This is a genomic window from Gemmatimonadota bacterium (assembly GCA_016713785.1).
GTDB lineage: Bacteria > Gemmatimonadota > Gemmatimonadetes > Gemmatimonadales > GWC2-71-9 > JADJOM01.
On the sequence record JADJOM010000003.1, the window covers coordinates 1,512,362 to 1,528,005 of the forward strand.

Annotated in this window: 12 protein-coding genes; 8 read left to right on the plus strand and 4 right to left on the minus strand. The window is 73.3% G+C overall.

Annotated features, from left to right (window positions below):
* Positions 1 to 63: 63 nt before the first annotated feature.
* Positions 64 to 2,964, plus strand: coding sequence for a tetratricopeptide repeat protein (locus IPJ95_14935; GenBank protein MBK7924895.1), 2,901 nt, complete (start codon positions 64 to 66; stop codon positions 2,962 to 2,964).
* A 62-nt stretch (positions 2,965 to 3,026) separates the two neighbouring features.
* Positions 3,027 to 3,794 carry a DUF481 domain-containing protein gene (locus tag IPJ95_14940; GenBank protein ID MBK7924896.1) on the plus strand — a complete coding sequence of 256 codons (768 nt, stop codon included), beginning with the start codon at positions 3,027 to 3,029 and terminating at the stop codon, positions 3,792 to 3,794.
* A 72-nt stretch (positions 3,795 to 3,866) separates the two neighbouring features.
* Here the strand turns inward: IPJ95_14940 and IPJ95_14945 are convergent, their stop codons facing one another.
* Genes IPJ95_14945 through IPJ95_14955 form a run of 3 tightly spaced genes read right to left on the minus strand, consistent with a single transcriptional unit; the run spans position 3,867 to position 7,917 of the window.
* Positions 3,867 to 5,795 carry an ATP-binding protein gene (locus tag IPJ95_14945; GenBank protein MBK7924897.1) on the minus strand — a complete coding sequence of 643 codons (1,929 nt, stop codon included), beginning with the start codon at positions 5,793 to 5,795 and terminating at the stop codon, positions 3,867 to 3,869.
* Entirely contained in the window at positions 5,792 to 6,721 is a 930-nt protein-coding gene (locus IPJ95_14950; protein MBK7924898.1) for a hypothetical protein, read from the minus strand. The genes IPJ95_14945 and IPJ95_14950 overlap by 4 nt, the downstream gene beginning before the upstream one ends.
* Entirely contained in the window at positions 6,718 to 7,917 is a 1,200-nt protein-coding gene (locus IPJ95_14955) for a pyridoxal phosphate-dependent aminotransferase (GenBank protein ID MBK7924899.1), read from the minus strand. Before IPJ95_14955 ends, IPJ95_14950 begins: the two co-directional genes overlap by 4 nt.
* A gap of 195 nt (positions 7,918 to 8,112) precedes the next feature.
* Between IPJ95_14955 and IPJ95_14960 the strand changes: the two genes are divergently transcribed.
* A complete protein-coding gene (locus IPJ95_14960) occupies positions 8,113 to 9,585 on the plus strand; it encodes a DbpA RNA binding domain-containing protein (protein ID MBK7924900.1) in 1,473 nt (490 codons plus the stop codon).
* Here IPJ95_14960 and IPJ95_14965 read toward each other — a convergent pair.
* Complete coding sequence (locus IPJ95_14965) at positions 9,518 to 9,889, minus strand: HU family DNA-binding protein (GenBank protein MBK7924901.1); 372 nt, start codon at positions 9,887 to 9,889, stop codon at positions 9,518 to 9,520. The two genes, IPJ95_14960 and IPJ95_14965, sit on opposite strands and share 68 nt — an antisense overlap.
* A gap of 72 nt (positions 9,890 to 9,961) precedes the next feature.
* Between IPJ95_14965 and IPJ95_14970 the strand changes: the two genes are divergently transcribed.
* From IPJ95_14970 to IPJ95_14990, 5 genes are all read left to right on the plus strand, one after another.
* A complete protein-coding gene (locus IPJ95_14970; protein MBK7924902.1) occupies positions 9,962 to 10,567 on the plus strand; it encodes a thymidine kinase in 606 nt (201 codons plus the stop codon).
* Between the two features lie 62 nt (positions 10,568 to 10,629).
* Positions 10,630 to 11,256, plus strand: coding sequence for a dephospho-CoA kinase (locus IPJ95_14975; GenBank protein MBK7924903.1), 627 nt, complete (start codon positions 10,630 to 10,632; stop codon positions 11,254 to 11,256).
* A gap of 95 nt (positions 11,257 to 11,351) precedes the next feature.
* Positions 11,352 to 11,741: a glycine cleavage system protein GcvH gene (gcvH, locus tag IPJ95_14980; GenBank protein MBK7924904.1), complete on the plus strand. Its 390-nt coding sequence runs from the start codon at positions 11,352 to 11,354 to the stop codon at positions 11,739 to 11,741.
* Positions 11,742 to 11,920: 179 nt separating this feature from the next.
* Positions 11,921 to 14,821, plus strand: a complete 2,901-nt coding sequence (gene gcvP, locus IPJ95_14985) for an aminomethyl-transferring glycine dehydrogenase (GenBank protein ID MBK7924905.1) — start codon at positions 11,921 to 11,923, stop codon at positions 14,819 to 14,821.
* Positions 14,822 to 14,866: 45 nt separating this feature from the next.
* The gene (locus IPJ95_14990; protein MBK7924906.1) at positions 14,867 to 15,631 is read left to right on the plus strand and encodes a hypothetical protein; all 765 of its coding nucleotides are present in this window, start codon (positions 14,867 to 14,869) and stop codon (positions 15,629 to 15,631) included.
* The last annotated feature ends 13 nt before the right edge of the window (positions 15,632 to 15,644 follow it).

A 15,644-nucleotide genomic window follows, 5' to 3' on the forward strand; every position in this document is an offset into this window, starting at 1 on the left:
GTGCGTGCTTTCGCCCGGGCGCCTCTGGCCGCCACCCCGCCCGTCGCCTTACACTTAGAGCGCATGTTCGCGATCCGCCACGCTGTCCGTCTGGCCGGGTGCCTGCTGCTGTCGACCGTTGCCTCGGCCGCAGTGGCGCAGGCGCGCCCGCCGCGCGACTCCGCGCTCGTGGCGCGACAGCTGGCCGCCGCTCGTGACGCGGCGCGCATTCCCCTCCTGCTCGAACTCGCGGCACTGCGCGAACACCAGCCCATCGAGGCGCTGCGCCTGGCCGATGAGGCACTCGCCCTGCTGCGCGGACACCCGGCGCCGGCGTCCGAGGCGCAGGCCCGCCTGCTGCGGGCCACCGCGCTCGAGATGCAGGGGGAATACCCCGCCTCGCTGGCCGAGGCGGAGCGCGCGGAGTCGCTGGCCGTGACGCTGCACGCCGACACCCTCCGTGATGCAGCCAGCATCGCTGCGGGGCGTGCCCTGTGGCGCCTGTCGCGCTTCGCTCCCGCGCTGGCCAGGGCCGAGTCCGCGGCCGCCCGCATCGGGGCCCGGGGCCCCTCGATTGCGCTGGCCCGCAGTTACAACCTCGTCGGCGGCATCCATCATGGCATGGGCAACCTGGATGCGGCCCTCGATCGCTACCTGGCGGCGCTGCGCCTCGGGGAGGAGTTCCGCGACGAGGAGATGATCGCCCGGGCGCACAACAACATCGGCCTGGCCTACTGGGATCTCAATCGCTTCGCGGATGCGCTCGCGGCGCTGCAGCGGGCGCTGGCGCTGCTCGAACCGGGCGCCAAGCCGAGCCTCACCAACACCCTCAACAATCTCGGGCTGGTGCTGCTCGAGATGGACCGGCCGCGCGAGGCCATCCCCTACCTCGAGCGCGCCCTGGTCCTGGACCGCGCCTCGGGCGACCGGTTCGGGCAGGCCAAGGAGCTGAGCAACCTGGGCTGGTGCTACAAGGAGCTGAAGCAGTACGACCGCGCCACGGAATACCAGCGGCAGGCGCTGGCCATCCGGGTGGAGATCGGGGACAAGGACGGCGTGGCCCGCACCCGGGGGGCGCTGGGGGAGCTGGCGCTTGTGGCGGGCGACACGGCCGGGGCCATCCGGATGCTGGAGCAGGCCAGCGCACTGGCGCGGGAACTCCAGAGCTCCCTCGACGAGGCGGACCAGCTCGACACCCTCTCCCGGATCAAGGCCATCACGGGAGACACCGCGGGCGCCTTCCGGGCACTCCGGCGCCTCCACGAACTGACGGTGGCCCAGTCCGACAGCGCCCTGGGCCGGCGGACCGCCGAACTCGACGCGCAGTACCAGGCCCGGGAACGGGAACGCGAGCTGCTGGCGGCCCGGACCGAGGCGGAAGAGCGCCGGCGGCGCCTGTGGTGGCTGGTCGCCGGGACCATCGTGCTGGCCACCGCGCTCGGGCTCCTGGCCGTGGTCCACGCCCGCAGCGTACGGGGCCAGCGGGCGCTGGCCGAATCGGAGCTGCGCTACCGCGCCCTGTTCGAGACGTCCGGGGTGCCGACGCTGCTGCTGGACACCGGCGCGCGCCAGGTGCTCGACCTGAACGCGCCGGCGCGCGCCCTCGCCGGCCTCATGTCGTGGTCGGCGCCGGTCGACGTCGAGGCCATGGCCCCTGAGTGGCTGCGGCGGGCCCTGGGCCGGGCGCTGGAACCCGTGACCGGGGACCACCTGGCCCTCGAGGACAGCTGGACCGGGCCCGGCGGCCAGGTCCGGTGGACGGAGATCCGCGGCAGCGAGGTGGCACTCGGAGGCCGGGCCTGTCGCCTGGTGACGCTGCGCGACGCCACGGAGGTGCGGGTCCAGGAGGAGGCGCGCCAGCGGGAGGAAAAGCTGCGGTCGCTGGGCGTCCTGGCGGGCGGGATCGCCCACGACTTCAACAACGCGCTCACCTCGATCCTCGGCCACGTGGCGCTCGCCAAGGACGCCGACCCCGCCGAGCGCGGGGAGCTGCTCGACTGCGCGGAGCAGGCCGCCGTCGGGGCGAGCCGCCTCACGGTGCAGCTGCTGGCGTTCGCCAAGGGGGGCCAGCCGCAGCGGCGGCCCACCGACCTGGCGCGCCTGCTGCGCGATGCGGTGGTGCTGGCCGGCGCGGGCTCGCACATGCGGGTGGATCTCGAGTTGCCCGCCGACTTGTGGCCCGGGCAGGTGGACCCCGGCCAGTTGAGCCAGGTGGTGAGCAACCTGGTGATCAACGCCGCCCAGGCCACCGGTGAGGGCGGGCGGCTGCTGATCACGGCCGCGAACGTCCTCGACCGCGCGTCGGGCGGCACCGAGCCGGATGGGCAGCGGTTCGTCCGCATCGACTTCCGCGACAACGGTTCCGGCATCCCCGCCGCGATCCGTGACCGGGTCTTCGAGCCGTACTTCACCACCAAGCGGGGCGGCAACGGCCTCGGGCTGGCCACGGCGTTCGCGATCTGCCAGAACCACGGCGGCCAGCTCACCTGCACCTCCGAGGAGGGACGCGGCACCACCTTTTCGGCCATCGTCCCCGCGGCCGCCGAGGCGCCCGTGGTGCCCGAGGCCGTCGCAGCCGCCACGCCGCGCGGCGGCGGACGGATCCTGGTCCTGGAAGACGAGCCACTGGTGCAGAACGTCCTGCGCCGCATGCTGCAGCAGTGGGGCTACGAGGTCGAGGTCGTGCCCGAGGGCCGGATGGCCGTCGAGCGCTACCTCGAGCGGCGGCGGGGCGGGGCACCCTTCGACCTGCTCATCATGGACCTGACGATCCCGGGTGGCATGGGCGGGCGTCAGGCGCTGGCGGAGATCCACGCGCACGATCCCCGCGCCCGCGCCATCGTGGCCAGCGGCTATTCGGATGACCCGACCATGGCCAACTTCGGCGCCGCGGGCTTCGCCGCGGCGCTCGCCAAGCCGTTCCTGCCGGCCGACCTCGCGCGGGTACTCGCGCGGGTCCAGGCGGGACCGCCCCGGCCCGGCTGACCACGCGCCGCGGCGCCCGCCCCGACTTCCCCGGCCGCAGCGCCGGGCTATCTTCTCCGCCCATGCGAAGCCCCCTCCTCCTGCCGGCCGCCTGGGTCCTGCTCGCCGGCCTCGCTCCCGCCCGCCTGGCGGCGTGGGCGCCCGATGACAGCACCGCCCATTGGTCGGCCACCGCCGAGCTCTCGTACACCGACGTCAACGGCAACAAGTCGCTCTCGCTCTTCAGCACCGGCTTCGGGTTCAAGCGGCAGGGGGGGCGGGTGTTCGAGCTCGTCTTCCAGACCGGGATGCGCTACGGCAAGAGCGAAGGCGAGGTGGCGGCGGAGAACTACGATGCCGAACTCAGCACCCGCTTCCGGCCGGCCTCGTGGGTCTCGCCGTTCTTCTACAGCAAGGCCTCGCGGGACCGGCTCAAGAACGTCGACGTGCGGGTCGCCGCGGCGGCGGGCGCCGAGGTGAACCTGCTGCAGCCGACCGACCAGCGGGTCTCGCTCGGCGTGGCCATCCTGCAGGACTACGAGCGCCGGCTCCTGCCGGAAGGGAGCACCTCGGCGGAGACCGTCTCCCTCACCCGGTTCAACCTGCGCTTCGTGGCGCGGCCGGTGCTCCGCAAGGGCGTGACGGCGGAACACCGCACCCAGTACGAGCCGGTGGCCGGTCACCTCGGGGACTACCTGTTCAGCTCGCAGACCTCGCTGCGGGTGCTGCTCACCGGCGGGCTCGCGCTGCAGACGAGCTACCAGTACAACTACGACTCCTCCCCCGCCCCGGGGGTCACCAGCCGCTCCGACCGGGCGATCACCACGGGGCTGATCGTCGAGCTGCGCTAGCCGGGCGGGACCGACGCGACGAGGGCTCCGGGCCGACCGGCCTGGAGCCCTCGTCGCGTGCGAGGCACCACCTCAGCCGTACGGGTCGGTGGTCCGCTTGAGCCCGGTGACGCTGCGACCCGTCGGCTCCTGCCGCTCCACCCGCTTGCCGAGCTGGGCCGTGAAGTACGCCAGCACGTGGTCGGGGCGGGCGCGGCGCGTGGCGTGCAGGGCCCGGCGCACGTCGTCCTCGCGCCGTCCGTCGATCACGGCCTCGACCTTCGGGGCCGTCACCGACGGGTCCAGCGCGCGCAGCTGGCGGGCCACCGCCTGGGGGAATGGCAGGTCGGCCGCCGGCGGGAAGCGCTCCACCCCGGCCCGCCCCGGCAGCATGGCCGGCCGCGGGAACCGCACGAAGAGCGGCTGGGTGAAGTGCGGGTGGCGCACCATGAGCTCGCCCTTGGGGAGCGCCGCCAGCTTGGCCCGGGTGGCCGGCGACAGGATCGCATAGCCCGGCGTCGCGATCTCGTCCATGTCCATGCGCCCCAGCAGCGCGGTGCCGGCGTTCCCCACGACCCGACGCAGCACCTGGCTGCGGAACTGCTGGGCCGAGAAGAGCACCAGGCCGAGGTAGCGGCCGCGCTCGCTCAGCTCGAGCAGCATGCGCCGGACGTAGGTATCCTGGCCGTCGGCGGGAGCATACTTGTTGAGCTCGTCCACGAAGACCACCACGTGGTCCACGCCCAGGTCCCGGCGCTCCAGGTGCTCCTTGAGCTTGTTCACCACGCGCGCAAAGACCAGGTCCTGCGCCAGCGGGTCGACCCCGGCCACGTCGATGACGTGGACGCTCCGGTCGCGGAAGGCGCCCCACGGGAGGTCGCTCGACTGGCCGTCATCGGTGACCAGCCCCTTGGCGCGGACGCTGATGTTGCCGAGGCGGTTGCGGACCTTCCGGATGGTGGCCAGGTGGTGGTTGCGCCACACCTCGCTCCCCTTGGCCTGCACCTCCATGAAGTCGAAGATGCGGCGGAAGAAGTCCTCGAGGTCGGCAAAGCTGCGCACCTCGAGGGTCTCCTCCGAGAGGGTGATGTCGCGGAACTCGCGACCCACCACCCGCTCGCCCAGGAAGTCGATGAAGGCCCCGGCCTTGGCGTCGACGTCGTCCTTGTTGAGCAGCACCTCGGCGTAGTCGAGCACCTCGCGCAGCCCCCACACCAGTGGCACCGTGTTGCCGGCCAGCGCCTCGTGCGTCCGGAGGGTGTTGAGGTTGACGCCGTCGGCCTTGTAGGGCGCGTGATAGGTGACGTCGGGAAACGGCTCCGGGCGGAGGCCGAGCCGGTCATAGAGTCGGCGGTCCTCGTCGGAGAGGTCCGCCGGCTGGTCGAGAAAGCAGAGGTCCGGGCCCTTCACGTTGAAGCAGACCGCGGCCACGCTGCCCTTGTGGGCCGGGAAGGTCTGGAAGATGCTCGAGAGCAGGAACTCGACCGCGCTGGTCTTGGTGGCGAGGCCGGAGACCCCGGTGATATTGAGGTGGGCCGCCTCGGGGCCGAGCAGGAAGTCGGCATCGAGGTAGATCGGCGCCTCGAGGCCACCGGCGGCGTAGACCCCCGCCGGGATGCCGGTCGGCTTCCCCCCATGGAGGAAGGCGTCCATCCGGAGGGCGGTCACCACGTCGGCGTCGCCGGCCAGGTGCACCGCGCCGAGCGGCACCGGCTGCAGCGGCTCCTCGGGGAGCTGGCGCAGCACCGCGGCGGTGTACAGGCGGATCTCGGTGCGCTCGGTGGGCGCGTCGCCGGCGGTGGCAGGATCGCCATCGGCGCCGATGACGTCGTGGATCGGGGTGAGCAGGTCGGAATAGGCAAAGCCATCGGTGACGATGCCGAAGACCGTGCGGCCCGGCGCCTCGACCCGCACGATCGCGCCGATGCCCACCGGCGACTCCCGCGCGGTCCAGAAGTGGAACTGGTGGGGCGTGGAGGGCTTGAGCTCGGTCGCGACGACGCGGCCGATGGGGGTGGTCATTCGCCGCTCGCCCGGAGGTACTGCTCGACGGCGCGGATGCCGTAGAGGAGCCGGTCCCAGCGGGGATCGGGGGCGCTCACCGGGCAGCGCTCGGCCAGCAGCCAGCGGGAGAGCTGGTCGGCCTGGGCCACGGTCTGGGGCGTGGCGGCCGCCTCGATGCGCACGAGGCCATGGAGCAGGTTCTTCCCCTGCCAGGGCCAGAGCCGGAGGGCCCAGGAGTACACCGGGGCCACCCGGCCGCCGGCCGGCTCGAACACCGGGGAGCGGGTGCCGGCGGGAAGCCGGAGGTAGTGCTCGAGGTCGCCGCCGCCGAAGGGCAGCGTGGCGTGGCTCTTGGCGATGCCGAGCATGCGGCCATCGGTGGCCCACTGGGGGCTCTCGGAGAGCGCGCCGTCGATGAGCAGCCAGGCGTTGGAGGCGCTGCGGTAGCGGTGCCCGATCTCGACCTCCAGGCGGCCGCGGGCGGCATCGACCTCACGCCGGGCCAGCTGGAAGTCCTTGACCGGGTGGGCGGGCTCGTCCTCGGGGATCTCGACGGCGGCGTGGCCCTCGATGGCGTCGCCCAGGTCGCGCAACACCTCGGGGCGGGCGATCACGAGCCGGCGGCGCGCCGACTCCGCCACGTGCAGCTGGCGGTCGCGCCGCTCCAGCACGGCCGCCGCGATCTCCGCCACCACCACCGGGCTCGCCCCGGCGTACGCCATCACTTCATAGCGCTGAGTGCCGTCGAGGAAGGCGACCGTCCCGGGCCACGGCTCGGGGACGCCCACCGGGTGCCCGCCCACGCGGAGGTCCTCCACCAGCCGCGCGGGCCGGATGGTGGCCTCCTCGGCCCGGCCCTCGCTCGCGGCGGGGATCCAGGTCGCGGGGGTGAACCCGCACGCCGCCACCGCGCGACGCAGCCGGGTCCACCCCCGCGTGGTCATGTCTCGCCCAGGGTCTTGATGAGGCTCAGCAGCCGCGCCAGCGCGGTGTCGAGGTCCTTGTCGGAGAGCGCGTAGCTCATGCGGACCCAGCGGTCGTCGCCGAAGGCCGCGCCCGGCACCAGCGCCACCCCGGCCGCCATGGCGCGTTCGCAGAAGGCGGTGCCGGTGTAGTCGTGGAGGCGGGTGACGCCATCCACGCGGAAGAAGAAGTAGAAGGCGCCCGTCGGCTCCACGAACTCCACCCCCGGGGCCTCGGCGCGGAACCGCGCCACCACGGTGTCGCGGCGGCGGCGGAAGGCGCTCACCATCTTCCCCACGTCGGCGTCGACCCGCTCGTCGGCGAAGGCCGTGGCGGCGGCCCACTGGGCCGGGTGGTTGGCGGCGGTGGTGGTCTGCGACTGCAGCGCCCCCATGGCGCGCACCAGCGGCATCGGGGCGTAGGCCGCGCCGATGCGCCAGCCGGTCATGGCGTAGGCCTTGGCGGCGCCATAGATGAGCACCACCCGCTCCAGCAGCTCGTCCGGCAGGTCGAGGAAGGAGGGCGCCGGGCCATTGCCGTAGTAGATCCGGCGGTAGATCTCGTCGGCGATGATCCACACCCCGTGCGTGCGGGCCCATTCCGCGATGGCCTTGATCTCGGTGGCGGAGTAGGTGGCGCCGGTGGGGTTGCAGGGGGAGCAGAGGATGAGCCCCTTCACCAGCTTGTCGTACCTGGCCTCGAGGTCCTTCACGCTGACCTTGAGCCCCCACTCGGGATCGCCGGTGACGGCGATGGGCTCCGCGCGGCAGAGGTGCACGATCTGCGGGTACGACACCCACGCCGGCGTGGGGATCAGCACCTTGTCCTTGGGGCCGAACAGCGAGAAGCAGGCGTTGAAGATCGACTGCTTGGAGCCGTTGCTGATGATGATCTGGTCGGGGTTGATGGCGCGCCCGCCGGACATGAGCGAGAGGTTGCGCGCCACCGCGGCGCGCAATTCCACGATGCCCGGGTTCGCGGCGTAGCGGGTGTACCCCTTCTGGATCGCCTGGATGCCCGCGTCGGCCACCAGCTTCGGGGTGTCGAAGTCGGGCTCGCCGACGCTCATGTCGATGATGTCCTCGCCCGCCGCCCGACGACGCTTGGTCTCGTTGCTGATGGCGACGGTCTCGGACGGCTTCAGGTAGGCGAGGTTCGGCGACAGGCTGTCGGACATGCCAGAGTCCTGCTGGGGTGGATGCACGCCGACGGATGGGGGAGCGACCATCGACTGCGGCTGGGCGGATGGCGTAAAGTCCCTCTGGCGCGAAGCCATGTCAACTGGTCAATCGGCGCCCCGCGGGTTACCTTCCGGCCGCGATTCACACTGGCTTTTTGACAACTGAGGACGGCGATGTCGGGATTGACGGAATTGTCGCTCGCGCCCGCGGTGGCGGGGGCGCTGGAGTCGTTTGGCTGCACGGCGGATGACCCCGCGGTGCGCGACCAGGTGCCCCCCGCCGCGCGGGGCACCAACCTCGCGCTGGCGTGGCCGCCGGCCGCACGCTACGCCGCGCCGGCGCTGGCCGGGCTGGTCAGCGCGCTCACCCAGAGCGACCGCCAGGCGCTTATCCTGGTCCCGCCCCACGCGCTCGACGAGTGGGCCGCCGTCCTCCTCCCCCTGGTCCAGGCCGCCGGCCTCCCGGCCGCGGTCACCCAGGAACCGGCCCGCGCCACCCGGCGCCTCCGTGAGGGCCGGCTCCGCCTCCTCCTCACCACCCCCGAGACGGCCCTCGCCCTGCTCACCCGCAGCGCGCTCAAGGCCGAGACGCTCGGTCACGTCGTGCTGGCGTGGCCGGAGCTCTACCCCGCCGACGAGCCGCTGGCCGCCCTGATGCAGGACGTCCCGGCGGAGGCGCAGCGGATCGTGGTCCTCGCCCGTGCCGCCGCCAGCCATCCGGTGCTCGAACGGTACGCCCGGCGGGCGCTGCTGCTCGGCCCGCTCTCGGGCGCCACCACCACCGAGCGTGCCGCCCCGGTGGATGTGCGGATGGCGGTGGCGGGCTGGGCGCAGCGCGGGAGCACCTTGAGCCGCCTCCTCGAAGCCGAGGATCCCGCGCGGGTCACCGTCTGGTGCGCCGATGCGCGGAGCGCGGCGCAGGCGAGCGCCGACCTCCCGGTGGCCGATGCCTCGCTGGTGGTGACCACGGGCATGCCGGAGCCGGGGAGCCTGATCGTGGCGTGGGACCTTCCCGCTCCGGCCCGGCTGGCCGAGCTGCGGGCGCTGGGCGAGGTGGTGCTGCTGGTCCCGCCGCACGCCGTGGGGTACGTGACGCAGGTGACGGCCAAGGCCGGCCGGGTGCGGTTTGCCGGACCGGCCGACCAGGCCCGTGAGGCGGCGGCACGGCGGCGCGAGGCCACCGAGGCGGAGATCGCCCGGGGCGACCTCGAGGGGGAACTGCTGGCGCTCGCGCCGCTGTTCGAGCGCCACGACCCCGCGCTGGTGGCGGCGGCGCTGGCCCGCCTGCTCCGCGACCGGCCGGTCCCCACGGACGCGGCCCCCGCGCGCGACGGCGCGCCGGCCTCCGCCGCCGGCAAGGCGCAGGTGTGGATCGGCGTGGGCAAGAAGGATGGCGCCGGCCCCGGCGACGTGGTGGCCGCGCTGGCGCGGGACGCCGGGGTGCAGGCCGACAAGATCGGTCGGATCGAGCTGCGGGAGCTCTTCTGCCTGGTGGAGGTGCCGGCGGCGGACGCGGAGGGCATCGCGCGCGCCATCAGCGGGAAGACGATCCGGCGGCGGCAGGTGGTGGCGAAGGTGGACCAGGGCCGCCCGGCGCCTAGCGGCGATTCACGCGGTCCTTCAAAGCCGATCCGGCGCGGAAAACCGGCGCCACGGAAGCCTTGATGGTCATGGCGCGCCCGGTCCGGGGATTGCGGGCCGTGCGCGCCGCCCGCTTGCGGGTCTCGAAGCTGCCGAAGCCGGTGATCTGGACCTTGCGGCCCCGGCGGAGCTCGGCGGCGATGAGGCCGTCGGCGCCGAAGATGGCCTCGACGATGCGCACCGCGTCGGCCTTGGAGCGATCCAGGGTGGTGGCGAGGGCCCGCGCGAGCTGCTGTTTGGTCACGAGGCGCTCCTGCGGCGTCGATGGGTGGCAGGAAGAGGGCGGGCATAATAGCGCCCCGCTCCGACGCGCCGCAAGCCGCGCCATCACGCTCGCTTGACCCCGCTGGCCGCCCGCCGTATCCTCAGCGCTCCCACTCCCACCCCAGAGGCTGGCCGGATGTACCACGGCTCGCGACCCGGCTGGATCGAGGTCATCACCGGCGTCATGTTCAGCGGCAAGAGCGAGGAGCTCATCCGCCGCATCCGCCGGGGCATCATCGCGCGCCGCCGGGTCCAGGTGTTCAAGTCGCACCTCGACTCGCGCTACGCCGGGCTCTACACGGTCTCCACCCACGACGGGCGCGAGCTCGAGGCCACGCCGGTGGACGCGGCGGCGGAGATCTTCCGCCTGGTGCGGCCGGACACCGAACTGGTGGGCATCGACGAGGCGCAGTTCCTCGACCCCGAGATCGTGACGGTGGCCAGCGCGCTGGCGGCGCGGGGGGTGCGGGTGATCCTTGCCGGCACCGACACCGACTTCCGGGGCGAGCCCTTCGGCGCCATGGGGAACCTGCTGGCCATCGCCGAGACGGTGGACAAGCTGCAGGCCATCTGCGTCATCTGCGGCGACCTCGCCACCCGCAACCAGCGCCTGGTGGACGGCAAGCCGGCGCGCTACGACTCCCCGACGATCCTGGTCGGCGGCCGGGAGTCCTACGAGGCCCGCTGCCGGCACTGTCACCGTGTCCCCCGCAAGGACGAGGACCAGACGGCGCTGCTGTAGGCGGCGCGGCGGGGGCCGTTGTCGGCAGTCCCCGCGTCCCACCTCCCACCCCGCCCTCGCCCATGGTCCACGTCGCGCTGACCGGCAACATCGCCGCGGGCAAGTCCTCGGTGGCCGCGCTGCTGGCCGGCTGGGGTGCCACGGTCATCGACGCCGACCAGCTGGCCCGTGAGGCACAGGCCCCGGGCACCCCGACGCTCGCCGCCATCGCGGCCGCGTTCGGACCGGAGATCCTCGGCGCGGACGGCGCGCTCGACCGGGCGCGGCTGCGGGCCATCGTCCTCGCCGACCCGGCGCGGCGCCGGCTTCTCGAGGGGATCGTGCACCCGGCCGTGGCCGCGCGGCGGGAGGCCCTGGTGCGGGAGGCCGCGGCCCGGGGCGACCGGCTGGTGGTGAGTGACATCCCGCTCCTCTTCGAGGCGCTCGATCCCGCGGCGTTCGACGCGGTGATCCTGGTGGACGCGCCGGAGGCGGTGCGCCTGGCGCGGCTCGCGGCCCGGCCGGGGCTCAGCGCGGCCGAGGCGCGGGCGCTGGTCGCGGCGCAGGTGCCGGCGGAGCGGAAGCGGGGGTGGCGCGGCCCGCGGGGGGAGGGGGTGCTGCTGATCGAGAATGATGGCGACCGCGCCACGCTCGCCAGTCGCACCCGGGCGGTGTGGGACGCGCTCCAGGCCCGCCTGCCGCCCGGATGAATGGATATGCACCGGCCCGCCCCGGGCCGGCCCCTACTTGATCTGACATCCGGCGGCGTCTATCGTTGCCGCACGCAACCCATCCGGAGCTTCCCGTGGCCAACGTTCCCGCCGACCTCCTCTACACCCCCGAGCACGAGTGGGTGCGGAAAACCCAGGACCCGAAGGTGGTGGAGATCGGGATCACCGACTTCGCCCAGGGCGAGCTCGGCGACATCGTCTTCCTGGACCTCCCCAAGGCGGGCGCCAGCTTCAGCCGGATGGGCGTCTTCGGCACGGTCGAGGCGGTGAAGGCGGTCTCCGAGCTCTTCTGCCCGGTGTCGGGGACGGTGACGGAGGCCAACACCGGGCTCGACGGCGACCCGGGGACGGTGAACCGGGACCCGTACGGCGCCGGCTGGATGGTGCGGCTGACCCTGTCCGACCCCTCCGAGCTGGGCACGCTGCTCAGCGCCGCCGACTACACGGCCAAGATCGCGGGCTGACGCCCGCCCCCCGCGGCGCCTCACGGGCAGTGTCCCGGGGGCGCCGCGTCGCAGGGGGAGCGCGGGCGCGCTCCCGACAGTGCCGGATGGTCGGTGAGCCGTCGGCAGCGAGATCGTTCCCGGGCGTGGCCGCTGGCCGGCGCCCCCTCTCCTGACACGCAGACGAGCCCACCCCGCGCATGCCCGACGCCACCAGCCAGACCCACGCCTCCTACACCCTGCTCCGCACCGACCGGTTCGTGCACCGGCACCTCGGCCCCCGCCCCGAGGACATCCGGGAGATGGCCCGGCTCATCGGCTACGAGACCCTCGACCAGTTCATCGACGCGGTGGTCCCCGGCGACATCCGCCTCCGGGACCCGCTCGACCTTCCGCCCAACCGCAGCGAGCGGGAGGCGCTGGTGGCGCTGCGCGGGATCGCCGCGCAGAACCGGCTGTGCCGCAACTACATCGGCATGGGGTACTACGGCACCTTCACGCCCCAGGTAATCCAGCGGAACATCCTGGAGAACCCGGGCTGGTACACCGCCTACACCCCCTACCAGGCGGAGATCGCGCAGGGCCGCCTCGAGGCGCTGCTCAATTTCCAGACGATGGTCTCCGACCTCACCGGCCTGCCGGTGGCCAACGCCTCCCTGCTCGACGAGGGCACCGCGGCGGCAGAGGCCATGGCCATGACCCTGGCGGTCAAGAAGGTCAACGGCACCCCGGTCTACCTGGTGGACGAGCGCTGCCACCCCCAGACCATCGCCGTGGTCGAGACGCGCGCCTGGGCCCGCGGGATCACCGTGCAGCGGGGCCGCGCGGAGGACTTCCAGTTCGGCGGGGACGTGATCGGCTGCCTGGTGCAGTACCCGGCCACCGACGGCGGCGTGCACGACTACGCCGCGGTGTGCGCCCGGGCGCACCAGTCGGGGGCGCTGGTCACGGTGGCCACCGACCTGCTGGCGCTCACGCTGCTGGCGCCGCCCGGCGAGTGGGGCGCGGACATCGCGGTGGGCAACAGCCAGCGCTTCGGGGTGCCGATGGGCTTCGGCGGCCCGCACGCGGCGTTCTTCGCGGTCCGGGACGAGCACAAGCGGCACATGCCCGGCCGGATCATCGGCGTCTCGCGGGACTCGAGCGGCCGCCTGGCGCTGCGCATGGCGCTGCAGACCCGGGAGCAGCACATCCGGCGCGACAAGGCCACCAGCAACGTCTGCACCGCGCAGGTGCTGCTGGCCGTCATGGCCAGCATGTACGCGGTGTACCACGGCCCCGAGGGGCTCACGCGCATCGCGGAGCGAGTGCACACCCAGGCCACCATGCTGGCGGCGGCGCTGCGGCAGCTGCGCTACCACGTGGTGCACAACCACTTCTTCGACACCGTCTGCGTCGAGGTGCGGCCGGCCAACCTGCCCCGCATCCTCGACGCCGCGCGGTCGCGCAAGATCAACCTGCGGGTGCTCGACAGCCACCACATCACCGTGGCGCTGGACGAGTCGGTGTCGGTGGCCGACCTCTCCGACCTGATCTCCATCTTCTCGCTCGACGTGGCGCTTCCCAGCATGCTGGGCGACACCGCGAGCCACGTGCGGCCGGGCATCCCGGACGGGCTCCGCCGCACCTCGCCCTTCCTGACCCACCGGGTGTTCCACCGCTGCCACAGCGAGACGGAGATGCTGCGGTACATCAAGCGGCTGGAGGCCAAGGACCTCTCGCTCACCTCGGCGATGATCCCCCTCGGCTCGTGCACCATGAAGCTCAACGCCACCACCGAGATGATGCCGGTCTCGTGGCGCGAGTTCAACCGGCTGCACCCCTTCCAGCCGGCCTCGCAGGTGCAGGGCTACCTGCAGCTGTTCAGCCAGCTGGAGGCCTCGCTGGCGGAGATCACCGGCTTCGACCGGGTGTCGCTGCAGCCCAATGCCGGGAGCCAGGGGGAGTTCGCCGGGCTGCTGGTGATCCGGAAGTACCACGAGTGCCGTGGCGAGGGCCACCGGCGCACCTGCCTGATCCCGATGTCGGCGCACGGCACCAACCCGGCCAGCGCGGTGATGGCGGGCCTCACGGTGGTGCCGGTGGCCACCGACCCGCAGGGCAACGTGGACCTGGCCGACCTCCGGGCCAAGGCGGCGCAACACGCCGCCACCCTGGCCTGCCTGATGGTGACCTACCCGTCCACCCACGGGGTGTTCGAGCCGACCATCCGCGAGATCTGCACGATCGTGCACCAGCACGGCGGGCAGGTCTACATGGACGGCGCCAACATGAACGCGCAGGTGGGCCTGTGCCGCCCCGGCGACTTCGGCGCGGACGTCTGCCACCTCAACCTGCACAAGACCTTCTGCATCCCGCACGGCGGCGGCGGCCCGGGCATGGGCCCGATCTGCGTGGCCAGGCACCTGGCCCCGCACCTCCCCGATCACCCGGTGGTGCCGCTCGGCATCCCGCAGAGCTGCGGCACCATCAGCGCGGCGCCGTGGGGCAGCCCGGCGGTGCTCCCGATCAGCTACGCCTACATCGCGCTCATGGGCAGCGACGGCCTGGCCGAGGCCACCAAGGTGGCGATCCTCAACGCCAACTATATCGCGCACCGGCTGTCGCCCCACTTCCCGGTGCTCTACAGCGGCGCCCACGGCCTGGTGGCGCACGAGTGCATCCTCGACATGCGGCCCTTCAAGCAGTCGGCGGGGATCGAGGTCGAGGACATCGCCAAGCGGATCATCGACTACGGGTTCCACCCGCCGACCGTCTCGTTCCCGGTCCCGGGCACCCTGATGATCGAGCCCACCGAGAGCGAGCCGCGGGAGGAGCTGGATCGCTTCATCGACGCGATGATCAGCATCCGGCAGGAGATCCGCGAGGTCGAGGAGGGCAAGGTCCCGCGGGACAACAACGTGCTCACCAACGCGCCGCACACCCTGGTGCAGGTGATCGGCAACGCCTGGGACCGGCCCTACAGCCGGGAGCAGGCGGCCTTCCCCATGCCGGGGCTGCGGGAGCACAAGAGCTGGCCCACGGTGGGCCGGGTGGACGGTGCCTACGGCGATCGCCACCTGGTCTGCACCTGCCCGCCGATGGCGGAGTATGGGTCGTAGGCGGCGTCCCGGCGCCTCGCCCCGGCGTCCGGTCGCCCACGCGCCATGCGCTGGACCCTGATCACCGATCCGGCCGGTCATCCCGGCTGGTGGCACATGGCCCTCGACCAGGCGCTCCTCGACCGCGCGGAGCAGACCGGCGAGGGCTTCGTGCGCTGCTACCGCTGGGCGCCCTGGTGTCTCTCGTTCGGGCGGCACGAACCCGCCCTGCGGCGCTACGACCGCGCCCGGCTCGACGCCGCCGGGATCGACGTCGTGCGCCGCCCCACCGGGGGGCGCGCGGTGTGGCATGCGCGGGAGCTCACCTACGCCGTCGCGGCGCCGCTCGCGGTGCTCGGCTCGCTGGCGGCCTCGTACCACGCCATCCACGAGGGGCTGGCCATGGCCCTGGGCCGGCTCGGCGTGGCGGCCTCGCTGGCCCCGGCGGCGCGGCCGCTCGATCCCGGCGCCGGCGCCTGCTTCGCGAGCCCGGCCGGGGGCGAGGTGCTGGTCGGGGGGCGCAAGCTGGTGGGCAGCGCGCAACTGCGGCAGGGCAGCGCGCTGCTGCAGCACGGCAGCCTGCTGCTCGAGGATGACCAATCGACCGTGGCGGCGTTCACCCGCGGCACCGTCCCGCCCGGGGGCGAGACCACGCTGGTGGCGGCGTGTGGCCGGCCCGTGGCGTTCGGCGAGGTGGCGGCCGCGGTGGCGGCGGCGTTCCGCGCCTGGCCGGGCCAGTGGACCGAGGTCACGGGCGGCCCGGTCCTGGACGCGGTCGCGGCCAGCCACGCCGCGCGGTTCCGCGATCCCGCGTGGACCTGGCGCCGCTGAGCGCCGCCGCCCG